Here is a 21782-nt window from a genome sequence, read left to right as displayed (position 1 = left end):
TTGGGGGCGGACGGCTCGCTAGCCGGATTTCCACTTTAGGGCGCAAGACGACCTGCGAACCGAAAGGGACACCTTTAGTCCAGAGGATGAGAACTTGCGCTTTAACCAGATTCTGATTGTCGACTCCATCCCCGCCGGAGAGCGTAACACCGCTCGCGAGCTACATCAGGACGTGGGACTGCGTGCTCAGGTGTTCGCCCCTGCGCCGGAACTCCTGTATCGGCGTGTGGAAGACCGTGAGGAATTTCTGACGTTGCTGCCCGAACTGACTGCGGCGGCAACAACTACGGGCGATGTTCCCGTGCTCCATATCGAATGTCACGGGAGTAATGACGGCTTGGCATTTGCGGATGGATCATTCGCAAACTGGGCCGACCTGAAAGGACCGCTGACATCCCTCAACATTGCGACAGGCATGAACCTGCTCGTGGTTGTTTCTGCGTGCGACGGCAGCGCACTTACGTACACGCTCGGACTGGTAGATCGCGCGCCACTTCACGGCCTCATCGGGCCGACCCGCGCGGTCGCGCCGGAGGAGTTGATGCGTGCGTACCTTGCGTTCTACGAGACGCTCATGCGTACGCGATCCGCGCGGCAGGCAGTCGATGCGATGCGTCTTACCACGCCTGATACATTCGTCTATCGCGCAGCGCAATGGCTGTTTCAGCACGTTTGGGACCACTATCAGGCGACACAGGAAACGCCGGACGCACGTCTGGAACGCGGCAGAAGAATGGCGGCCAATCCTCCGGACGATTACGTCGGACCACCCATCCAGCCGGAGGTATTCGCTCATTTATTGGCTGATAAGAATCGGGAGTTCTTCGACAACTATCGCCGCAAGTTCTTTCTATGCGATTTATTTCCGGAGCATGAGGCACGTTTCACTGTCCGATACGAAGCCCCTGAGTGACCGCTACTGGCCGAAAGCGGAAGCGGCGTACCCTGGGCATCGGCGCGAATTCGGGCGGTACGTCGGGGAATTCGTGATGAAGTGCACCCGCGACCGCTACGAACTAATCCTCTGCGCCGCTGGGATCGGAAAATCTCTTTACCCCGGCGGCAAGCAGAAGTTGATTAGTGAGGCGATCGCGGCTGCACAAGAGCGATAGGACGGGACGCTATAAGCAGCTTTGGCTTACATGTCTACCACGGATTATCGACCGCGGAGACATCTCATCGGAGCTTCCCGCAGCCTAGGAGATTTCCGAAAATTGCTTTCATAGGTGCGGCGCGCCCATTCGTCAGCCTCCTCGACATCACTCGGACCATACGGATGAACCGGGACCTCGTTGAGGTTATCCAGAGTTTGTGCATAACGCCCTTCTGCGCCAAGTTTTAAAAGGCGATTCATCTTGTAGACCGTGACCTGATCACCAGCAGTCACCTGGAATAGCAAGCTCTCCGCTTGTGCGACTCCGGGTCCGGCTGACCTTAAGATCTCCACAATCCTCCAATCGCCCCTGCTTATCGCTGCATCTATATACTTTCTGGCTGAATCGTAATAAGCCTTGTTTTCTTCAGCCGTGAAAGGACGCTGCAACTTAAAGTTAGCATTAACGTAGCAAAGTTGCGCGTCCACGTCTCCGAGCGCAGCAGCGCGAACGGTGTTCTCGAAATAACGCTCTTCCTCAGTAAGTGGATCCTGAGTAACACAACTTGAGAGATTTGACTCTTCCGCGCCCATTCTCGCCTGGACCTCGGCTCGCTTTCTTTCACAGAACTGTTTCGCGTCGTTATCGGCAATCTCAGCAATGCTGCTACAGATTCCCATTTGAGAACTCATGCTTGCTATCTCGCGCATCGACGACACGCAGGTGTTCGACCTACGAAAATCCTGCGCTGCGGAATTGGCGGGGTGATTGCTGAGAGAAGGCGCAGCTGGCGCAGGATCAGCCGCCAGCGGCAAAGAATTATCTACGACGGGTAACTGTTCGGCACGATGACTAGCTACATCATCAACCTTAGCTTGGGTCCGTGGTTGCGGCTCTGAAGCAACGGAACTGCGATCAATAAACAAGTAAAGCCCCAGAACCAAACCAATGGAGCAAAATAAAATAATCAAAAATTTCGTTCTTCTAGTCGCGATAGCATTCATCGATCGCATCATCCCGTTTAATAACCTAAATTTCAGGGCAAGCAGAATTATTCTCTAACCCGCTAAAGGCCGCCACATTGCGCTCCACCGTCTTGAAGGAACCTATCCATTGTGTCGTCGCCCATGGCTTTAGCATTATTCTCATCCATATCCCACGAATGGGCGAATTCATGCGCCAAGGCGTTAACTAATCTTGCAAACGATCCATAGCCTGCTTGATAAATAGTAATCTGTTTTTGAGTATAATTGGTAGTCGCATAACCTTCGCGCCAATCCTGGCCGGGATAGGTGATGGGTGTCGCGTAGTTGTTGGGATACATCCAGAGATTACTGTTGTCGTCCTTAAATGCCCATAAAGGACTGTATTCCAACGAATACTGCGGATTAAGAATAGGATAGTGTTGAGCGTACTGTAGTACACAATTTCGGGCCCTTGCTCTCGTAGCCGCATCAGGAAGCGCCTTATTGGGCTTAGAGGGCGCCAATCCGAAACTGTAGGGCACGCCAGGCTGAATTCTGAAATTCCAATTTCCTGGCGTATAGTAAGTCACGAACGGGTCGTAATTCCCTTGCACGTGCAGTCTATGAAGGTTTGTTGGCATAGACTCTTCAGCGTCCTGAGCGTCCACGTTTGCTCCAATTGAGAAAAGAGCAGACAACGCCGCAAGCTCAAGTGGCTTCAACTTTCGCATGTAATTCCCCGAATCGAATGGCTGAGAGAAAATCATTTAATGACGAACTCTTTTTCCTTGCCTAGACCGCGAAAAAAAACGAGGCCTTCCTGAGCTATATCAGCAGTGGAGCCAAAGATCAAGACCGTGATGAAGTCCGAGAACCTGGATGGGACGCAAAAAATCTCACATCATTCTTAAAAGATGCATATCTTATCTTGTGAAGATAGGAATTGTTCATTTCATTCAGTTGTTCAATGCAGCGAGCCTCTTAATATCGTTAGAGATACCTTTCGATCTCGAAGATTGATCTAATCAATGGATAACAAGGAGGGATTAATGAAACCTAGTGAATCTCCTGACCTTATATCGATTATCGGGAGGGTGGCATTACTTATGTGTAAATCAGACGACTATTGTCAGTTTCCTATAGCTTGCTTGGCGATCTGGATCAAGCCTGCGGCCCTCCTAAGACAGATACATTTCTTCAAAGACGTATCTGGTTCTGATGTTGGATACATGACTTGGGCGGCGGTAAGGCCGGATACTGATGCGAGATTAAGATCAGACCCAGAAGTAATTCTGCATGTATCAGAATGGAACGAGGGTGAGATTTTTTGGGTGATGGATTTTGTATCAGTCAACGGCAGGGTTCGCGAGAAGTTAGCGGAAGCTGAGCTCATAATACCGAGCCTTCGAGTAGCTTATTCCGCTCGGCGCGACGACGAGGGCCGCGTCAAGCGCGTTAGCAAGTGGTTTAGAAGAACTAGGACTTAGAGCCGATGGGATATAAGTATGTTGGAGCAACTAATTGTGTTTCACAAGATGAGCTTGAATTGCTTGAAGGAAATGCGCCCGATCTAGAGCAGATAAGCCCTAATCTTTGTGTTGCTTATAAAGTTGTGCGTCTCAAGAGTGCGCAGCTAGTGTGGCTCAATCTAAGATGGCTCAAGGATCAGGGGATAGATCCTGACAACATCGAACTATTGGACAGAGTTAAGAATTGGATCGTTTCAGAATTCGGCTATGTGGTAGACACACCAGAAGCGCATGATGATCAGCTGGACAGGGAAGACGAGAGAATTTTTCTGGCAGATAGATATGGAAGTAATAGCGGCCTCGTGGCGCATGGCGGAAGTGGTCGTGCATCCGTTGTCGGAAGATTCCACATCAAAGGCGTCGGCCGCACTCCTCTCGTTGGAAGGGGTGTTAACAGAGAGCATTCGCACGGTTCTGCTTCGCTAAATGTTGCTATTCGAGAGGCGATATATAGCGAAATTGTTCATGAAGAGTTTCCTCACAAGTCAGTGCCGGTGATAGCGATAGTCAACACAGGCCTTGAATATGAATCTTCAGGTGTGCCGTCGAGGAAACTTCGAAGAGCGATAATCGTTAGGCCTTCGATGATAAGACCAGCACACTTGCAGAGAGCTGCTGGATTTATTGATCCGGTAGACGGTCACGCCAATTCTCAGCTCGATGATTGCTTTCGAGTTGAGGAAGTCGTTTCCCATATCTTTCCCGCCGATCAAGATCTTTCAAGCAAGTCTGAGAAGCTCTATAGCTACTTCTGTCGCGTTGCCGAACAGATCGCGTTCGGCCAAGTTCACCGCCTTTATAGCGGTGGATATTTCTCATCTAATATTTCGATAGAAGCGTCTTTGCTGGATTTCGGAAACATGCATGCGCTTCCAAATTGGATTAATTTAAAAGTTCTTGATAATGACCTTGGTTTCGGCCGGGAAATGCTATCGCTCGAATCTACGGTCATATCTCTCAGTTTCTACATCAGAAAATTTGGCAGTGGCGACAGTTTCGAACCCAAGGTAGCCATGCATCGAGCAAACTCTGCCTACCATGCCAAATTCCGTGAGGAGACTATTCGGGTTCTAGGCCTTAGCACTGGTGATAATTCTGATGAACGAGAGACGGCGGTTGAGATTTTTAGATCTATTTATGCAAAACAGCAACGGATTCAGAGAAACTACACCGCGTCAGGGCACAGCTCAGACAGGTGGCCGTTTGACAAAACTTTTGCTTATGCTGGAGATCCATCGTCAGCCTTAGATGAATCTACAAAAGCGCTGATTGAAGCATGTGAGAGATTCGCCGAATGCTCTAAAGAAGGGGACTCTCCCGTCACTCTGGAGCTCGCGCGGGCGAGGTATTTGGCGACTCGGGACTGCTTAATTAGAGACAGGATCCAGACGGATGTGGATGATCTGCTTGAATCCAACCCTCTGGATTTGATTAAATCGGTTGATAGCTATATCAGTAGCGTAGTTTCGCGGGGGCGTAGACATTGGCGAAATCTTGATGCGAATCACGTGGTGACGGATCACGCTTATCTGAACGGGGACTCGGTTCTATGGGGCTTTGACCCGCTATCTAAAAAGCCAACCGCCTGGCTAGAGGGCTCCGTGATTTGCGATACATGTACTTTCTTCGGAGCAAGGCTTCCGCTTTCTGGAATTATCGACCAGGGTGCAGATGTGAGCGAGGGCCGATGGCGAATTGTTGTTGCGCAGGATTCCAAAGCGGATTTTGTTGAGTTGTCAGGGGTGGTTGTCAGGCTGCCTAAGAAAGATTTTTCTTATTCAAGTTAATGAGGGACGCTCGCAGAATTCGTTTCTGGTCGGGTGTGCCGGTTACAAACCTTGAGGTAGCTCATTACAACATTGGGAGTGGCAACGCCCCAGCGATCCCGACTGAGAGGAGTGAAGTTCATTCGTCACGAGCTCTTACCGCATGTAATCCATGGCGTGCCGTTCGAATCAGCCTGCGGCAGTGCCGTGGCTTGCACTCTCGGTAGATGATGCTGCCTCACTGCTCGACGTCGCCGGCCACACGGCCCTGACCTCACGTGAGAAGCCCTTCCAATCAACGGCTAACCGGTTTTCGTCTCCGTCGTCAGCCACACGCATTCACCGTGAGACACCTCTCGTCCGCAAGGGACATAAGTTGTTCTCACGTTATGGCCCCCAGTCCTCGGGAATTCCCACTAAATAGCCTTGGTTTGATCTCAGTCACGTGCAGGCTAGGCTTGCTAAACCCTTGATCGAGTTCTGCCGTCGATCTCATTGGTAAGGCGTTCCTACAGCGCTGCCGGGCCGCTGTCTTGTATGCCGCGAGCCCGGCGCAAGCGGGCGCGATCTCTGCCCCGCCTGCACCGCCGCGCTGCCCTGGATGCCGCACGCCTGCGTGCGCTGCGCGCAGCCGCTGCCCACGCCCGATCCGGTCTGCGGCGCCTGCCTGCGTCGGCCGCCACCTTTGGATGCGGTGATCGCCGCGTTCGATTACGGATTCCCCGTCGACCGGCTGCTGCCGCGCTTCAAGTTCCATCGCGCTCTTGCCGCCGGCGCGCTGCTCGGCGACTGTCTGGCGCAGGCGACGGCAGATGCGGCGCGCCCCGCTGCGCTGGTGCCGATTCCGTTGCACACCGCGCGACTGCGCGAGCGTGGTTACGACCAGGCGCTGGAACTCGCGCGCATGCTGGCGCGCCGTCACCACTTGCCGCTGCGCACCGATCTGCTGCGCCGCGTGCGTGCGACCGCGCCACAGTCGCGGCTCGATGCGAAAGCGCGTCGCCGGAACCTGCGCAATGCATTCGCGGTCCAGCGCCCGGCCGGAATGCCGGCACACGTCGTGCTGATCGACGACGTCATGACCACGGGCGCGACGCTGCACGCGGCCGCGATTGCGCTCAGACGTGCGGGCGCGCAGCGCATCGAGGCCTGGGTCTGTGCGCGCGTGCGGTGACCGTTACGACGTGCTGGCAGGCGTCGACACGCGCTCGATCAGGAACGTCCGCAGGTCCTGCGGGCTGCACGGCCGGCTGATCAGATAGCCCTGCGCTTCATCGCATTTCCAGCGACGCAGCAGCTCCAGCTGCGCCTCTGTCTCCACGCCTTCGCCCACGGTGCGCAGACCGAGTTCGGCGCCGAGCCTCACCAGCGTGCGCACCAGGCGCGCGCGACGCCCGTCGGCTTCCATGCCGTCGATCAGCGACCGGTCGATCTTGATCGCCGTCGCGGGCAGCGCATTGAGATAGGCGAAGTTGCTGTAGCCGGAACCGAAATCGTCGAGCGCGATCGAAAAGCCCAGGGTGCGCAGCGTCTGCAACTGCGACACCACGGCCTCGCCCTGCAACCAGTGGCCTTCGGTGATCTCGAACTCGATCCGGTTCGGCTCCACGCCGTACTGCTCGGTCAGCGCGAATGCGCGTTCGACGATACGACCGTCTTCCAGGTCGGCGCCGGCTAGATTGATCGACACGCCGATGCGGTGGCCGAGCGCATCCCAGTCCGCCAGTTGCCGGAGCGCCTGCTGGATCACCCACTGGGTGACGCGCGGCATCAGCGGGGTGGTCTCGATGATCGGCAGGAACTCGTTCGGCCCGACGGTCCCGAGCGTCGGATGTTCCCAGCGCAGCAACGCCTCGACCCACGCCACCTGCCCGGTCGCCAGGTCCAGCCGGGGCTGGTACGCGAGATGGAACTGCTGCTCGCGCAGCGCCGCGTCGACCTGCGTCGCGAGCGTGTGCTGTCGACGCAGGCTGGCGTCGCGCGCGGCATCGTAGTGCGACCACGGCACACCCCGTTCGACCGCGGCGTGCAGGGCGGTCACCGCCATGCGCATGGCGTCGTCCTCGCCGTCGCCGTGGAACGGCGCCAGACCGGCGTGGAAACTCGCCGACATGTCGAGCCCGTGCGTGTGCACCGGCTGCATCACGCGTTTGCGCATGCCCGACAGCAATCCGAGCAGGCCGTCGCCGCCCTCGTCGGGCAGCAGGAACGCGAAGCGCGCCGTGTCCACGTGATAGAGCGGCGCGTCGTCGTTTAGCAGGTCCAGGATGCGGAAGGCCGCCTGCCGGATGATGGACTCCGCAGGCCCCTGCCCCAGCGCCTGGGTCAGACGACTCGATGCCCCGGACTCCAGCACGTCGATGACGACCAGTTGCATCGTGCCGAACATCGACTGGCGCTTGCGGATCGCGACGTCGGCCGACAGCTGCTGCCGGTTCGGCAGGCCGGTGACCGGATCGCGTCGACCGATCATCCGCAACAGCTGGATCTGGTTCACGGCGAGATCCGCAAACGTGCGCAGCGCGATGTGCTGCGCGTTCGACAGGCGCCGCGGTTCGAAATCCACGACACACAAAGTGCCGACGTTCACGCCGGACGAGAGTGTGAGTGGCGCACCCGCGTAGAAACGCATGCCGTCTTCGGTGACGGTGCGGAAGCGTGCGAAACGCGCGTCCTGCGAGAGGTCCTCGACCTCGAGGACGCCCTTGGATCCGATCGCCACCGCGCACACGGAAATCTCGCGCTCCGTCGCCTTGAGGTCCGTGCCGACGGTCGAGATGAAATGCTGTTCGAACTCCTCGACCACCGAGATCAGCGCCATCGGCGCATCCAGCGCCTGCGCGGCGAGCCGGGTGATGCGATCGAGATCCGGCGTGCCCTGCAACCCCAGCAGATCGAGGCTGCGGATCAGTGCCAGTCGGTCCGCCTCGTGTTCGATGTGTGCCATCCGCCCACTTCCCTGTCCTGACGTCGAATCTGCGCACCCGTCTGTCGTGAAGAGATGACGGGCTCGAGGGCTCGCGCGGTACGCGAGTCCACAGACACAGCCACGGAATCCAGCGGAGGAACCGGACGCCGCATCCCGCGGATACCCGACGGCCGCCGATCTCCCGGCCAATTCACGACGTCCATCGAAGGCCCTGTCCCCAGCCCTGACTCGCCTGCCGAGCTTGCCACGACGGCGACCGTCGAGCGTGAGGAGGCTTTTCAAGAGTCAGGGATGCAGTTGTGTCCCACCATGTCCACGTACCGGCTAGGCGGACGCGCATTCATCAGGCCGGCAACCGCGTCGATCGAGCGCATCTCATGGCCCGCTCGCATTGCTGGAAGGATGCGCCGCGGGACGCGACACTTGTGCCGCACCCTGCGCTTCGACGATCAGTGCATCAGCTCCGTCACCGCGGCAACGCGTAATGCGCTGCGATGCCGGCGAAGATCGCCATGCCGACCCAATGGTTGTGCAGGAACACGCGGAAGCAGGCGTCGCGATCGCGATACCGGGCAACGAAGAATTCCCAGACGACGAGCAATGCGGCGAATGCAAGACCGAGCCAGTAGTTCGGCCCAAGCCCCGCCTCGCGCCCCACGAGCGCGAGCGCTGCGAACGCCAGCGCGTAGAGCACACCCTGCGCGACCAGATCGAGATCGCCGAACAGGATCGCCGTCGACTTCGAACCGGCGCGGATGTCGTCCTCACGATCGACCATCGCGTACCAGGTATCGTAGCCCGTGGTCCAGAAGATGTTGGCCACGAACAGCACCCAGCCGATCGGCGGCACCGTGCCCTGCACGGCTGCAAACGCCATCGGAATCGCCCAGCCGAACGAGATGCCCAGATACACCTGCGGCAGGTAGGTGTGGCGCTTGAGATAGGGATAACTCGCCGCGAGAAAAATGCCGACGACGCTCATCGCGACCGTCAGCCAGTTCATCGTCAGCACCAGCGCGAACGCGACCAGCATCAGCGCTGCGAACAACAGCAACGCCTCGCGACCGCGCACCGCGCCGCTGGCGAGTGGCCGGTCCTTGGTGCGCTCGACATGCGGATCGAGCCAGCGATCGGCGTAGTCGTTGATCACGCAGCCGGCCGAGCGCGTCAGCCAGACGCCTGCACTGAACACGAACAGCGTCCACAGCGGCGGCACGCTCTCCGCCGCGATCCACAGCGCCCACCACGTCGGCCACAGCAGCAGCAACCACCCGATCGGCCGATCCCCGCGCACCAGCGCCCAGTACTGCCGCAGACGCTCGCGCCAGCGAGGGACGGCGGGTTCGGAGAAGCGTTCGTAGTCGTGCATGGCGATGGGAGGATACCAGCGCGCCCGCGTCGACCAGCCACGCTCCGGCTGCGGCAGCCATCCGGTCGCGAAGCCGACACATTCCCCACCTAGCATCGCCGCGAGCCTCCACCGGATACGCGCATGCGCATCGCCATCGCCGGTACCGGTTACGTGGGCCTCTCCAATGCCCTGCTGCTGGCACAGCGCCACACCGTGGTCGCGTTGGACATCGATGCGGCGCGGGTCGAGGCGTTGAACCGACGCGAGTCACCGCTCGACGACGAGGAGATCAGGACCTACCTCGCGCGCCCGGAACTCGACTTCAAGGCAACCCTGATTCCCGCGGAGGCGTTCGCGGCCGCCGAGTATGTCGTCATCGCGACACCGACCAACTACGACTCGGCGACCAATACCTTCAACACCCGATCCGTCGAAGCGGTCATCGCCAACGTGCTGGCGATTGAACCGGACGCGACAATGATCATCAAGTCGACGGTGCCAGTCGGCTACACCGAGCGCGTGCACGTGATGTTCGGCACAGATCGGATCATCTTCTCGCCCGAGTTCCTGCGAGAAGGCCGGGCACTGCATGACAACCTCTATCCGAGTCGCATCGTGGTCGGCGAGCGGTCGGAACGTGCGTCCGTGTTCGCTGGGCTTCTGCAGGAAGGGGCGCTAAAGAGCGACGTGCCCGTGCTGTTCACCGAATCGACGGAAGCCGAAGCCATCAAGCTTTTTGCGAACACGTATCTCGCGATGCGCGTCGCGTACTTCAATGAGCTCGACAGCTACGCCTGCACGCATGGGCTCGATACGCGCCAGATCATCGAAGGTGTCTGTCTCGATCCGCGGATCGGCGGGCATTACAACAATCCGTCCTTCGGCTACGGCGGGTACTGTCTGCCGAAGGACACACGTCAGCTGCTCGCGAACTACGACGCGGTGCCGCAGAACCTGATCCAGGCGATCGTGTCGGCCAACACGACGCGCAAGGATTTCATCGCGGCCGACATCGTACGTCGCAACCCGAAAGTCGTCGGCATCTACCGCCTGGTGATGAAAGCCGGCAGCGACAACTTCCGCGCCTCCGCCATCCAGGGCGTCATGAAGCGGATCAAGGCCAAGGGCATCGAGGTGATCGTGTACGAGCCCGTTCTCGATGCGCCGGATTTCTATCGCTCACGCGTCGTCAATGATCTCGCCACGTTCAAGCGACAGGCCGATCTGATTCTCGCGAACCGCCTGACCGACGAGATCCGCGATGTGGAGGACAAGGTCTACAGTCGGGACCTGTTTGGCGGGGATTGAGACCAGTGTTACAGATGCTGCGTCGATCCATGATTCTGCTTCGAAACCTGGCAGGCCAACCCGTAACCGACCACGCAGTGACTCGCCGGGAGAACATGCCTGCGGCGCTATTTCCGAACAGCTGCGGAACTGTCTCAATGCCCGCAGTTTTCGATACAATGCGCGGCCGCCCAGCCCGTTGTTCCGGCTTGGCGTGGACGACGCGCCTGTAGCTCAGCCGGATAGAGTAGTGGCTTCCGAAGCCATTGGTCGGGGGTTCGAATCCCTCCAGGCGCGCCATTTTCTGCGATGTTCCGTGCGGTCCCGTGCCGCTTGCGAGGACCGATGCCGCAGGTCTGTTCCCCTTCTTACGTGTTGGCTCCCGCCGGTTGGCCGGTGCTCAGTATCCGCGCGTGGGTTGTGGAGCTGAGACTTTGAACCGGCTGTTGTTGATCGCGCTCGGCGGTGCATTCGGTTCGGTGTGCCGGTACCAGTTGTCGGTGTGGATGCTGCAGTTCGCGGGAGCGACCGCTGAGGCACCGCCGCGGTTTCCGATCGGGACGTTCGTGGTGAACCTGTTGGGGTGCCTGGTCGCCGGGCTGCTGGCAGGTGGGATCGCGCGGCATGGCTGGTTCACGCCGGACGTGCGGGCGATGCTGATCGTCGGCGTCATGGGGGGATTCACGACGTTTTCGGCGTTCGGGCTGGAGACGCTGGCGTTGCTGCGCCGTGGAGATGTGGCGATGGCAGCGGTCTACGTGATTGCGAGCGTGGTGCTTGGGGTGCTGCTGGCGGGGTTGGGGTGGTGGGTGGTGGCGCGGGGGAGTTAGCTCGTGCGCTTGTTGCGCTGAGCACAGTCGCTGGGCCCCGGCGTGCGCCGGAGCGACGGTGGCTTGTCGGCGCTGGGTGCTTGGTTGTCGGCGGGCTTTGATGCGTGGGTCAGGTGGCTGGGCGGCTGAAGTTTCAGGCAACGTCAAAATAGGCCCCAGCGCGCCCTGGGGCAACGGGCTCTGAGAGCCCCGCTGTCTGTGGGCTTTCGTGCAGAACACGTTGCCGCCGAGTCGCCGGGCCCCGGCCTGCGCCGGGGCGACGAATGCGTCAGGCAGTCGGCAATAACCAGTGGCCCATCGCCCTTCGCGCGTGGCGTGTCGCCTATCGCCTATCGCCTATCGCCTGTGCCTGTCGCTGATCAGGGTGTCGGCGGTGCGGGCTCGGATGTCTCGGGCGTCGCGTCTGGATCCGTCGAGTCTTCGGAGGTCGAAGACTCCGTCGATGTCCCAGGTGTCTCAGCCTGTTCCACTGCGGGAACAGGCTCTGCTGCAGGAACAGGTTCGGTTGTCGGAGCCGGCGTGGTTTCCGGCGCTGCGTCCGTTGCGGACGTCGGCTCGGTCGCAGGCGCAGGCGTTGCGGTCGCCGGGGCAACGGCGGGGGGCGTGTCTTCGGCGTGGACCTGGGCGGTCGGCACCCAGGGCTTCTTCAGTTCGGCGAGCGCGGCGTTGATCGGGCTGTCGCCGGGCAGGGCTTCGCCGCCGGTGGAGCCGTCTTCTTCGTCGCCCTGCAGGTGGCCCGGCAGGTTGGCTTCGGTGTAGACGGTGGCGGCGCGCGGGGCGTTGGGGTCGGCGGTCTCCGCGCCCTCGGGGCGCAGGGTGGTGTCGGGATCGATGCCGCGGGCCTGGATCGAACGGCCGCTTGGGGTGTAGTAGCGCGCGGTGGTGAGTTTCACCGAGTCGCCATTGTCGAGCGGCAGCACGGTCTGCACCGAGCCCTTGCCGAAGGTGCGGCTGCCGATGACGCGGGCGCGGTTGTTGTCGCGCAGGGCGCCGGCCAGCACTTCGGAGGCGCTGGCCGAGCCCACGTCGACGAGCACGATCACCGGGGCGCCGTCGAGCAGGTCACCCGGCGTGGCACTGAACTCGGCATCGCTGATCGGGATGCGACCGCGGGTGCTGACGATCTTGCCGCTGTCGAGCAGGTCGTCGGCGATCTGCACCGCCGAAGTCAGCAGGCCACCGGGATTGCTGCGCAGGTCGATGACGAGGCCACGCAGTTTGCCGCCGGCCTGCTGCTTGAGTTCGTCGATGTTGCGCGCGAAATCGGCGGCGGTCTCGACCTGGAACTGGCTCACGCGCACGTAGCCGTAGCCGGGCTCGAGCATGCGACTGCGCACACTGACGACGCGGATGGTTTCGCGGTCGACACGGATTTCCAGCGGCGCGGTTTCGCCATCGCGCAGGACGCCGACGGTGACCGAGATCCCGGGCGCGCCACGCAGCGGGCCGGCGCCATCGTTGTCGGACGGCGTCAGCGTGCGGCCGTCGACGCTGACGATGACGTCGCCGGCGCGGATGCCGGCCTTCGCGGCAGGCGTGCCGTCGATCGGCGCGATGACGCGCATGCTGCCGTCGCCCAGATACATCACCTCGACGCCGATGCCGTCGTAGGCGCCCTCGGTGCCCTCGTCGAAGGCCGTAGCGGTTTCCTTCTGCATGTACACGCTGTGCGGGTCGAGATCGAGCAGCAGGCCGCGGATTGCAGAGGACATCAGCTTGCTGTCTTCGACGGGCTCGACGTAGGCCTCGCGCACGGCATTGAAGACGCCGACGTAGCGGCGGATCTCCTGCAGCGGCACGCGGTTGGAGGCCTGCTCGATCGCGCCAGGATCATCGCTGGCGGCAACGGGGATCTCGGCATCGTCCGCAGCCGACGGCGTTTCGCTCGGGGCCGTCGCAGGCGGCGTGGGCTCGGACGCCTCGCCGGGCGACTGCACTGGTGTCTCGGCAGGCGGCGGGGTCTGCGCGAACGCGGCTGGCGACAACAGCAGGGACAGGGCCAGCGTCAGTGAACTCACGCGCATGCAGGACTCCGGGGAAAGGCGGGCGACACGCGCGGTCGCGCGTCGATCGATTATGCGGGCAGGGTGTGTGAATGCGTTAAAGGCGGGCGGGGATGTTCAGTTCTGTGGGTGGGTTTGATGTCGGCCTGTTGGAGGTGCGCGCAAGAAGTCGCACGAACAGAAGGTGCTGGGGTTGGCGGCCCTCGCCCCAACCCCCCTCCCGGAGGGACAGGGGCTTGCGTCTGCGCAAGCGTTTTGCCCAGTCCGATTAACCGAACAAAGCCGCTCAACGCAGCTTGAGCCCCTCTCCCTCCGGGAGAGGGGTTGGAGTGAGGGCGACGCTCGCGAGGATGACTTCGAGGACCGATTCCGTGCGCACCAGGACATCGTGATTCCAGAAGCGCAACACGCGGAAGCCGCGACGTTCCAGAAAGCGCGTGCGGCCTGCATCGACTGCTTCCTGATGCTGTGAGCCGTCGACTTCGACGATCACTGCGGCTTCGAGACTGAGAAAGTCGACGATGAAGGGGCCGACGGGCTGTTGCCGTCTGAACTTCGCGCCGAGGCGCCGGTCGCGCAGGTGGAACCACAGCAGGCGTTCGGCGTCGGTCGATTCGCGGCGGAGTTGGCGCGCGAACTGAAGTTGGGCGGATGTGCACTGCATGCGCCGGACTCCGGGGGGATCCGGATGCAGTGTTGTGGTGCGTGGGCGGTGGGTTCGCTCGGGGGAGGCGGAATGGGGGCGTGGGGGATTACCGCGGTGTGTCCGCCCAACAGCAGTGCATCGCGTGCGTCTGCCCTCACCCCGACCCCCGCTCCGCGCCCCAGCCCTCGCGCTGACGCGAGGGCGTTCGTCGACACGCGAGCCAATGGCTCGCCAGCGTGCCGCCTCACCCCAAAGGGAGAGGGCTCGTACAGTGCGAGCGTCTGGGCTTTGGCCCCTCTCCCACCGGGAGCGGGGTTGGGGTGAGGGGTGCTTTAGGCAGGCGGCGAGCAGCGCTCAGCCAGTACCACTCACCGCCGCTGCAACCACGTCGTCGGATTCACCGGCGTGCCGTTCTGGCGCAGTTCGAAGTACAGGCCGCTGCGGCCCTGGCCGCCGGAACTGCCGACGCTGGAGACGGTATCGCCGCGGCGCACGGTGTTGCCGACGCTCTTGAGCAGGCCGTCGTTGTGCGCGTAGAGGCTCATGTAGCCGTTGCCGTGATCGACGATCAGCAGCATGCCGTAGCCGGTCATCCATTCGGCGAAGACCACGGTGCCGTCGGCGACGGCCTTCACCGCGGTGCCGGCGGGCGCGCCGATCAGGATGCCGGTGCTGCTGCGGCCGTCGGGCAGCTTGCCGCCGTAGGCGGTGAGCAGGCTGCCGCTGACCGGCCAGCCCAGGCCGCCGACCTGCGGAGCGTTGGTGCGGGCCACCTGGGTCGGTGGACGCGGCGGTGGCCGCGGACGGCCTGACGCGGCTGCTTCACGGGCTTCGCGCGCTTCGCGTTCGCGCGCAGCGGCGGCTGCGGCGCGGCGCTCGGCTTCGGCACGACGCGCCGCTTCGCGCAGCTGGGCGAGCACGCGCTCCAGCGAGCGGGCATCGCGGCCGAGGGCTTTTTCGCGGGCACTGCGATCGCTGAACCGCGACTCGATACCCTTCATTGCCTCGGCACGCTGGCTGCGATCGCTTTCGACCTTGGCCAGCTGCGCGCGTTGCTCGACCTGCGCGGCTTCGAGCGCAGCGCGGCGATCCTGGATCGCGGCTTCGATGCCGTCGAGTTCGTCCATTTCCGCGCGCAGTTCATGGATGCGCGTACTGCGCTGCTGCTGCAGGTAGCGGTGGTAGGTCAGCAGGCGTCCGGCATCGGCGACGCGGTCCTGCGCGAGCATCAGTTTCAACGCAGCTTCGTCGCCGACGGTGTAGGCGGCGCGCACCAGCGCGGCGAGTTCCGCGCGGCGCGTCTCGACCGTGGATTCGAGTTCCACCCGGCGCGCCTGCAGTTTCTCCAGCGCGATCTGTTCCTCGGCCAGTTTGATGCGCGTGTCGCGTAACGCGCGCGCCGAGGTCGAGACCTGTTCGTCGGCCGCGCGCAGATCGCGCGCCGCTGCGCCGCGTTGGCCTTCGAGGCGGCGGCGCTCGGCGGCGACATCGCGCAGCTCCTTGCGCACGCGCTCGAGGCGGCGCTCGGTTTCGCGGCTGTTCTGCGCGGCGGCGTCAAGCGCAGGCAGCGCCGCGACGAGCAGCGCGACCAGCAGCAGCGCGCGGCCGCGGGACATGTTCAGCCGGCGGCCTGCAGCAGGCTGCGGCCGGTCATCTCGGCCGGTTGTTCGACGCCGATCAGATCGAGGATCGTCGGCGCGAGATCGCGCAGTGCACCGCCGCCGCGCAGGGGCACGTCACGACTGCCGACGTAGATCAGATCCACCGGGCCGACGGTGTGCGAGGTATGCGGCTCGCCGGTTTCCGGGTCGCGCATCATTTCGACGTTGCCGTGGTCGGCGGTGACCAGCAGCTCGCCACCCTGCGCGCGCACGGCCGCGACGATCTTGCCGACCGCGGTGTCCACCGTTTCCACGGCCTTGATCGCCGCCGCCAGTACGCCGGTGTGGCCGACCATGTCGGGATTGGCGAAGTTGCAGATCACCACGTCGAAGCGCTGGTCGCGCACGGCCTGCACGAGCTTGTCGCAGACCTCGGGCGCGCTCATTTCCGGCTGCAGGTCGTAGGTGGCGACCTTGGGGCTCGGCACCAGGATGCGGTCCTCGCCCGGGTAGGGATCTTCGCGACCGCCGCTCATGAAGAACGTCACGTGCGCGTACTTCTCGGTCTCGGCGATACGCAACTGGGTCAGGCCGTTCGCGCCGAGCACTTCGCCCAGCGTGTTCGGCAGGTTGTCGGGCGCGAATGCGAGCGGCGCCGGCAGGCGCGCGTCGTACTCGGTCAGGCAGACGAAACGCGCGAGCTGCGGACGACGTGCCTCGAAGCCATTGAACGCCGGGTCGACGAACGCGGCCGTCAGCTGGCGCGCGCGGTCGGCGCGGAAGTTCATGAAGACGACCGCGTCGCCATCGGCCATCGGCGTGGCGCCATCGATGACGGTCGGCAGCACGAACTCGTCGTTCTCGTCGCGCGCATACGCGGCCTGCAAGGCGGCAACCGCATCGGGCGCGTGGTGCGGCGATGTCGCGTCGACGATCGCATCCCAGGCCAGGCGCACGCGGGCCCAGCGATTGTCGCGGTCCATCGCGTAGTAACGGCCGGACACGCTGGCGACGTGCGCATTGCCGAGCGCGGCGCAGTGGTCCTGCAGCGCGCGCAGGCTCGGTTCGGCCGAACGCGGCGGCATGTCGCGGCCGTCGGTGAAGGCATGCACGGCGACGCGAGCGACGCCGCGCTTCGCGGCGAGGTCGAGCATCGCCGCCAGATGCGCTTCGTGGCTGTGCACGCCGCCCGGCGACAGCAACCCCATGACGTGCAGCGTGCCGCCGTTGCCGCGCACCGCGTCGCAGGCGGCCAGCAGTTCGGCGTTGTCGAAGAAGCTGCCGTCCTCGATCGCTGCGTCGAGGCGGGTCAGGTCCTGATAGACGATGCGGCCGGCGCCGATGTTCATGTGGCCGACTTCGGAATTGCCCATCTGCCCGTCCGGCAGGCCGACGTGGCGGCCTTCGGTGTGGATCAACGTGGACGGATGCTCGGCCAGCAGCCGGCGCCAGTTCGGGATGTCGGCAAGCGCCAGGGCGTTGTCGCGCGGGTCGTCGCGGTGGCCCCAGCCGTCGAGGATCAGCAGGACGACGGGGCGCGGACGGGGAGAGCTGGCGGCGTGCGGCACGACGATCGACCCAGTGACGAAAGACAGATGCGATTGTAGCGAAGCGGGGGCAAGCTACCTGTCGACGGGCTTCGGCCCGCCCATCCATTCACGAGGTCACGGCCATGTCCCCTGCCCCTGCGCGCTTGCGCTCCGCCCCCCTGCTGCTCGCCGCCGCCCTTGCGCTGGCCACCGGCGCCGCGTTCGCGCAGGAGGACATCTCCAAGGTCAACGGCGGTGTCGAAGCCGAGGCCGGCCAGACCTATCGCGACCTGAGCACGGTCAACGGCGGCATCCGCATCGGCGACGGCGCCAAGGCGCGTGACGTGGAGACCGTCAACGGCGGCATCCGTGCCGGTGACGGCATCGCGGTCGAGGACATGGAAACCGTCAACGGCGGCATCACGGTGGGCGCGCGTGCGCAGGCCAAATCGCTGACCACGGTCAACGGCGCGATCCGCGTCGGCACCGACGCGCAGCTGGGCGGCAACGTCGAGAGCGTCAGCGGCGGCGTGTTCGTCGACCGCGGCGGCCGCATCGACGGCAACGTCTCGACGGTCAATGGTGCGATCGGCATGGTCGGCACCGAGGTCACCGGCGACGTGAAGACGGTCAATGGCGACGTCACCATCGGCACCGGCTCGCACGTGCGCGGCAAGCTGGTGATCGACAAGCCGTCGTCGAACTGGTTCCCGGTGACGATCAGCCGCCGCAACCCGCGCGTGATCATCGGACCCGATGCGGTCGTCGACGGTCCGCTGGAGTTCAAGCGCGAAGTCACGCTGTACGTGCACACGAGCGCGAAGACCGGCGCGATCAGCGGCGCGACCGCAGTGCCGTACGACAGCGCGCGGGCGCCGCAGGAATAAGGGGCGTACCGACGCATCGCCTATCGACTTTCCGCGCGCTCGATCGATGTCGCGGCGCGTTGCAGATGGCAGGAAACAGACACCTCTCCCTCTGGGAGAGGTCGAAGCGCACAGCGCTTCGGGTGAGGGTTGAGTTCTACACGCGGAGCTCGAAAAGCGCCCTCACCCCAACCCCCGCTCCGCGCCCCGGCCCTCGCACTGGTGCGAGGGCGTTCGTCGACACGCGAGCCAATGGCTCGCAAGCGTGCCGCCTCACCCCAGAGGGAGAGGGGCTCGAACCAACAGCTAAAGCCTTCAGAAAGCATCGCCGCCTGAACGCACGTATAGTGCGGCCTCCACGATTTTCCGGAGATTCCAGGATGCGCAAACCCCTTCTGCTGCTGGCGCTGCCGGCTGCGCTGGTGCTCGCCGCGTGTGGCGAGAAGACCGCCGCGCCGGATGCGGCCACGCCGCCCGATGCCCAGGCCGCCCATACGTTCTCGCCCGACATCACCGCCGGCGATTTCGGCGAGATGGTGCGCGTGCTGGCGTCCGACGAGTTCGAGGGACGCGCGCCCGGTACCGCCGGCGAAGACAAGACGGTCGAGTACATCAAGGCCCAGTTCGAGCGTATCGGCCTGCAGCCGGGCGGCGACAACAACGACTGGTACCAGACGGTGCCGATGGTCGAGACCACGGCCGATCCGTCGACCGTGCTGCGCCTGAGCAACAGCGCCGGCACGCGCGATCTGAAGTTCGGCGACGAGATGGTGATCGGCACGCGCACCGGCCAGCCCGAGATCAACGTCGCCGACAGCGAGCTGGTGTTCGTCGGTTACGGCGTCGATGCGCCGGAGCAGAACTGGAACGATTACGCCGGTCTCGACCTCAAGGGCAAGACCGTCGTGATGCTGGTCAACGACCCCGGCTTCCACGCCAATGACGCGACGCTGTTCGACGGCGAGAAGATGACCTATTACGGTCGCTGGACGTACAAGTTCGAAGAAGCCGCGCGCAAGGGCGCGGTGGCCGCGCTGATCATCCACGACACGCCCGGCGCCTCGTACGGTTGGGACGTGGTGAAGAATTCCTGGTCGGGCGCGCAGTTCGATCTGCGTGCAGAGGACGATCCGGAACCGCGCCTGCCGGCGCAGGGCTGGATCACCGGCGACGTCGCCAAGCAGCTGTTCGCCGAAGCCGGTCTCGATCTCGACGAACAGATCAAGGCCGCGAACACGCGCGGCTTCAAGCCGGTGCCGCTCAACGCGAAGATCGGTTTCGATCTCAAGAGCACGATCGCCGAGAAGAGCTCGCGCAACGTGATCGGCATCCTGCCGGGCACCGAGGCGCCGGAAGAGGCGATTCTCTATCTCGCGCATTGGGATCACCTCGGCAAGCACGAGGGTGAAGGCGACACGATCTACAACGGCGCGATCGACAACGCGACCGGCGTGGCCGGCATCATCGAGATCGCCGAGAAGTTCGCCACCACCGAACCCAAGCCGAAGCGCTCGCTGGTGTTCCTGGCGGTCACGCTCGAGGAATCGGGCCTGCTGGGCAGCAAGTATTACGTGGCGCAGCCGAGCATCGGCCTGGCGCAGACGGTCGGCGTGATCAACCTCGATGCGATGAGCGTCGCCGGTCCGTCGCGTGACTTCGTCGTCACCGGCAAGGGCAACTCGGAGCTCGAGGACATCCTCAAGACCTACGCCGACCAGCAGAACCGCACGCTGGTGGAGGAAGGCAACACAGCCGGCGGCTTCTATTTCCGCTCCGATCACTTCAACTTCGCCAAGGCCGGCGTGCCGGCGCTGTATGCGAAGGGCGGCAACGATCTCGTCGACGGCGGCACCGCCGGTGGCAAGGCCGCGACCGACGACTACGCCAAGCGCTATCACCAGCCCAGCGACGAGTACAACCCGGACTGGAACCTCGACGGCGTGGTGCAGGATCTCGAAGCGCTGTACGGCGTGGGCCGCACGCTGGCCGACGACGGCCAGTGGCCGAACTGGTACGAGGGCAACCCCTTCAAGGCCGCGCGCGACCAGATGCGCAGCGAGGCGGGTGGCGCGCCGTAAGGCAACGCCTGCAGACTCGCATGACGAAAGCGGCGACAGTGATGTCGCCGCTTTTTTTTTCAGGCCCTCCCCCGCTTTCGCGGGGAGGGCTTCGAGCCTCTCTCCCAATCGTCTCCGCTTTTACCGGAAATGGATTTGCACATTTCTCTGGCGACATGGCACATGCCGCCGTGCGATAAGCCAGCAGTTCCTTAAGAGATCTTCCGATGACGCTCTCCACTGCCTACTGGTGCGTGCTGATCGCCGCGCTGCTGCCCTACTGCTGGGTCGCGCTCGCCAAGGCTTCGGCGCCGCGCTACGACAATCGCGATCCGCGCGGCTGGATCGCGCGCCAGGCGCATCCGCGGCTGCGGCGCGCCTACAACGCGCATCTCAATGCGCTGGAGGCCTTCGCCCCGTTCGCGGCGGGCGTGGTGCTGTCGCAACTCGCCGGCGTGGCGCATGACCGCATTGCGATGCTGGCCGTCGCATTCGTCGCGCTGCGGCTGCTGCACGGCGTCGCCTACGTCGCGGATGTCGCCTGGCTGCGCAGTCTCGCGTGGTTCGCGGCGCTGGGCTGCGTGGTCGCACTGATCGCGCAGGCGGCGCTGTCGATCGCATGAGCGTGCGCGACACGCACGACGCGCGTCCGGTGCTGGCCCTGTTCGATTTCGATGGCACCCTCACCACGCGCGAGACGCTGCCGGATTTCCTGCGCTTCGCCACACCGCCGCGACGCCTGCACGTCGGCAGGCTGCTGTTCGCGCTGCCGGTACTGGCCTACAAGCTCAAGCTGCTGCCGGTGCACGCGCTGCGCAGCCTGCTGGTCGGCTATGCCTTCCGCGGTCTGACGCGCAGCGCCGTCGAAGACGCCGGCCGCCGCTTTGCGGCCACGGTGTTGCCGGCACTGGTGCGGCCGGAGATGCAGGCGCGTCTCGATGCCCATCGCACACAAGGCGACACGATCGTCGTCGTGTCCGGTGGCTTCGATGTCTATCTCGCACCGTGGTGCGAAGCGCAGGGGCTCGAACTCGTCTGCTCGTCGCTCGAAAGCGACGGTGATCGCCTGACGGGTCGCTATGCCGGTGCGCAGTGCGTGGCTGACGAAAAGGCCCGGCGGGTGCGCGAGCACTACGACATCGCTGCATACAGCGAAGTCCATGCGCACGGCGACACGCACGAGGATCACGCGCTGCTCGCACTCGCGCACGTGGCCACCTATCGCGGCGCGGCATGGCCGGCGCACGCACCCGCCTGATCGCGCGCGTGGCTCGATCAATGCGATGCGAGAGTGCGGGAATCCGACAAGAAAAAGCCGCCCGCCCGGGG

Annotated in this window: 18 protein-coding genes and 1 tRNA gene; 11 read left to right on the top strand and 8 right to left on the bottom strand. The window is 63.1% G+C overall.

What is annotated here, in order from left to right:
- Positions 1–94: 94 nt before the first annotated feature.
- Positions 95–913 carry a CHAT domain-containing protein gene (locus V3391_RS07615; protein ID WP_332077840.1) on the top strand — a complete coding sequence of 273 codons (819 nt, stop codon included), beginning with the start codon at positions 95–97 and terminating at the stop codon, positions 911–913.
- Positions 914–1156: 243 nt separating this feature from the next.
- Here V3391_RS07615 and V3391_RS07610 read toward each other — a convergent pair whose 3' ends face one another.
- Entirely contained in the window at positions 1157–2098 is a 942-nt protein-coding gene (locus tag V3391_RS07610) for a hypothetical protein (protein WP_332077839.1), read from the bottom strand.
- 62 nt (positions 2099–2160) lie between these two features.
- Positions 2161–2790: a hypothetical protein gene (locus V3391_RS07605; protein ID WP_332077838.1), complete on the bottom strand. Its 630-nt coding sequence runs from the start codon at positions 2788–2790 to the stop codon at positions 2161–2163.
- Positions 2791–3087: 297 nt separating this feature from the next.
- Here V3391_RS07605 and V3391_RS17810 point away from each other — a divergent pair, with 297 nt between their 5' ends.
- From V3391_RS17810 to V3391_RS07595, 3 genes are all read left to right on the top strand, one after another.
- On the top strand, positions 3088–3546 hold the full coding sequence (locus V3391_RS17810) for a toxin-activating lysine-acyltransferase (RefSeq protein WP_425497219.1): 459 nt from the start codon (positions 3088–3090) through the stop codon (positions 3544–3546).
- A gap of 5 nt (positions 3547–3551) precedes the next feature.
- Positions 3552–5375: a hypothetical protein gene (locus tag V3391_RS07600; RefSeq protein ID WP_332077837.1), complete on the top strand. Its 1824-nt coding sequence runs from the start codon at positions 3552–3554 to the stop codon at positions 5373–5375.
- Between the two features lie 496 nt (positions 5376–5871).
- A complete protein-coding gene (locus tag V3391_RS07595; RefSeq protein ID WP_332078709.1) occupies positions 5872–6528 on the top strand; it encodes a ComFC family protein in 657 nt (218 codons plus the stop codon).
- 3 nt (positions 6529–6531) lie between these two features.
- Here the strand turns inward: V3391_RS07595 and V3391_RS07590 are convergent, their stop codons facing one another.
- Positions 6532–8301 (bottom strand): putative bifunctional diguanylate cyclase/phosphodiesterase, encoded by a 1770-nt coding sequence (locus V3391_RS07590; RefSeq protein ID WP_332077836.1) that lies wholly within the window; start codon positions 8299–8301, stop codon positions 6532–6534.
- Positions 8302–8749: 448 nt separating this feature from the next.
- The gene (gene ubiA, locus V3391_RS07585) at positions 8750–9652 is read right to left on the bottom strand and encodes a 4-hydroxybenzoate octaprenyltransferase (protein ID WP_332077835.1); all 903 of its coding nucleotides are present in this window, start codon (positions 9650–9652) and stop codon (positions 8750–8752) included.
- A 123-nt stretch (positions 9653–9775) separates the two neighbouring features.
- On the opposite strand from ubiA, the gene V3391_RS07580 reads away from it, so the two are divergent.
- From V3391_RS07580 to crcB, 3 genes are all read left to right on the top strand, one after another.
- The gene (locus V3391_RS07580; RefSeq protein WP_332077834.1) at positions 9776–10942 is read left to right on the top strand and encodes a nucleotide sugar dehydrogenase; all 1167 of its coding nucleotides are present in this window, start codon (positions 9776–9778) and stop codon (positions 10940–10942) included.
- Positions 10943–11144: 202 nt separating this feature from the next.
- Positions 11145–11221: transfer RNA gene (locus V3391_RS07575), tRNA-Arg, on the top strand.
- A gap of 134 nt (positions 11222–11355) precedes the next feature.
- On the top strand, positions 11356–11751 hold the full coding sequence (gene crcB, locus V3391_RS07570) for a fluoride efflux transporter CrcB (protein WP_332077833.1): 396 nt from the start codon (positions 11356–11358) through the stop codon (positions 11749–11751).
- Between the two features lie 359 nt (positions 11752–12110).
- Here crcB and V3391_RS07565 read toward each other — a convergent pair whose 3' ends face one another.
- From V3391_RS07565 to gpmI, 4 genes are all read right to left on the bottom strand, one after another.
- Entirely contained in the window at positions 12111–13775 is a 1665-nt protein-coding gene (locus V3391_RS07565) for a S41 family peptidase (protein WP_332077832.1), read from the bottom strand.
- Positions 13776–14040: 265 nt separating this feature from the next.
- Positions 14041–14418, bottom strand: coding sequence for an endonuclease domain-containing protein (locus tag V3391_RS07560; protein WP_332077831.1), 378 nt, complete (start codon positions 14416–14418; stop codon positions 14041–14043).
- Between the two features lie 350 nt (positions 14419–14768).
- Positions 14769–16016 (bottom strand): murein hydrolase activator EnvC family protein, encoded by a 1248-nt coding sequence (locus V3391_RS07555; protein WP_332077830.1) that lies wholly within the window; start codon positions 16014–16016, stop codon positions 14769–14771.
- A gap of 2 nt (positions 16017–16018) precedes the next feature.
- Positions 16019–17569 carry a 2,3-bisphosphoglycerate-independent phosphoglycerate mutase gene (gpmI, locus tag V3391_RS07550; RefSeq protein WP_332077829.1) on the bottom strand — a complete coding sequence of 517 codons (1551 nt, stop codon included), beginning with the start codon at positions 17567–17569 and terminating at the stop codon, positions 16019–16021.
- Positions 17570–17673: 104 nt separating this feature from the next.
- Here gpmI and V3391_RS07545 point away from each other — a divergent pair, with 104 nt between their 5' ends.
- From V3391_RS07545 to V3391_RS07530, 4 genes are all read left to right on the top strand, one after another.
- Positions 17674–18417: a DUF4097 family beta strand repeat-containing protein gene (locus V3391_RS07545; RefSeq protein WP_332077828.1), complete on the top strand. Its 744-nt coding sequence runs from the start codon at positions 17674–17676 to the stop codon at positions 18415–18417.
- A gap of 359 nt (positions 18418–18776) precedes the next feature.
- On the top strand, positions 18777–20474 hold the full coding sequence (locus V3391_RS07540; protein ID WP_332077827.1) for a M28 family metallopeptidase: 1698 nt from the start codon (positions 18777–18779) through the stop codon (positions 20472–20474).
- Positions 20475–20680: 206 nt separating this feature from the next.
- Positions 20681–21076: an MAPEG family protein gene (locus V3391_RS07535; protein WP_332077826.1), complete on the top strand. Its 396-nt coding sequence runs from the start codon at positions 20681–20683 to the stop codon at positions 21074–21076.
- Positions 21073–21711, top strand: a complete 639-nt coding sequence (locus V3391_RS07530; protein WP_332077825.1) for an HAD-IB family hydrolase — start codon at positions 21073–21075, stop codon at positions 21709–21711. Before V3391_RS07535 ends, V3391_RS07530 begins: the two co-directional genes overlap by 4 nt.
- Positions 21712–21782 lie beyond the last annotated feature (71 nt).

The organism is Luteimonas flava (genome assembly GCF_036584485.1).
GTDB lineage: Bacteria > Pseudomonadota > Gammaproteobacteria > Xanthomonadales > Xanthomonadaceae > Luteimonas > Luteimonas flava.
The sequence above is the reverse complement of the archived record's forward strand: the minus strand, read 5'-3'. Positions and strand labels throughout refer to the sequence as shown.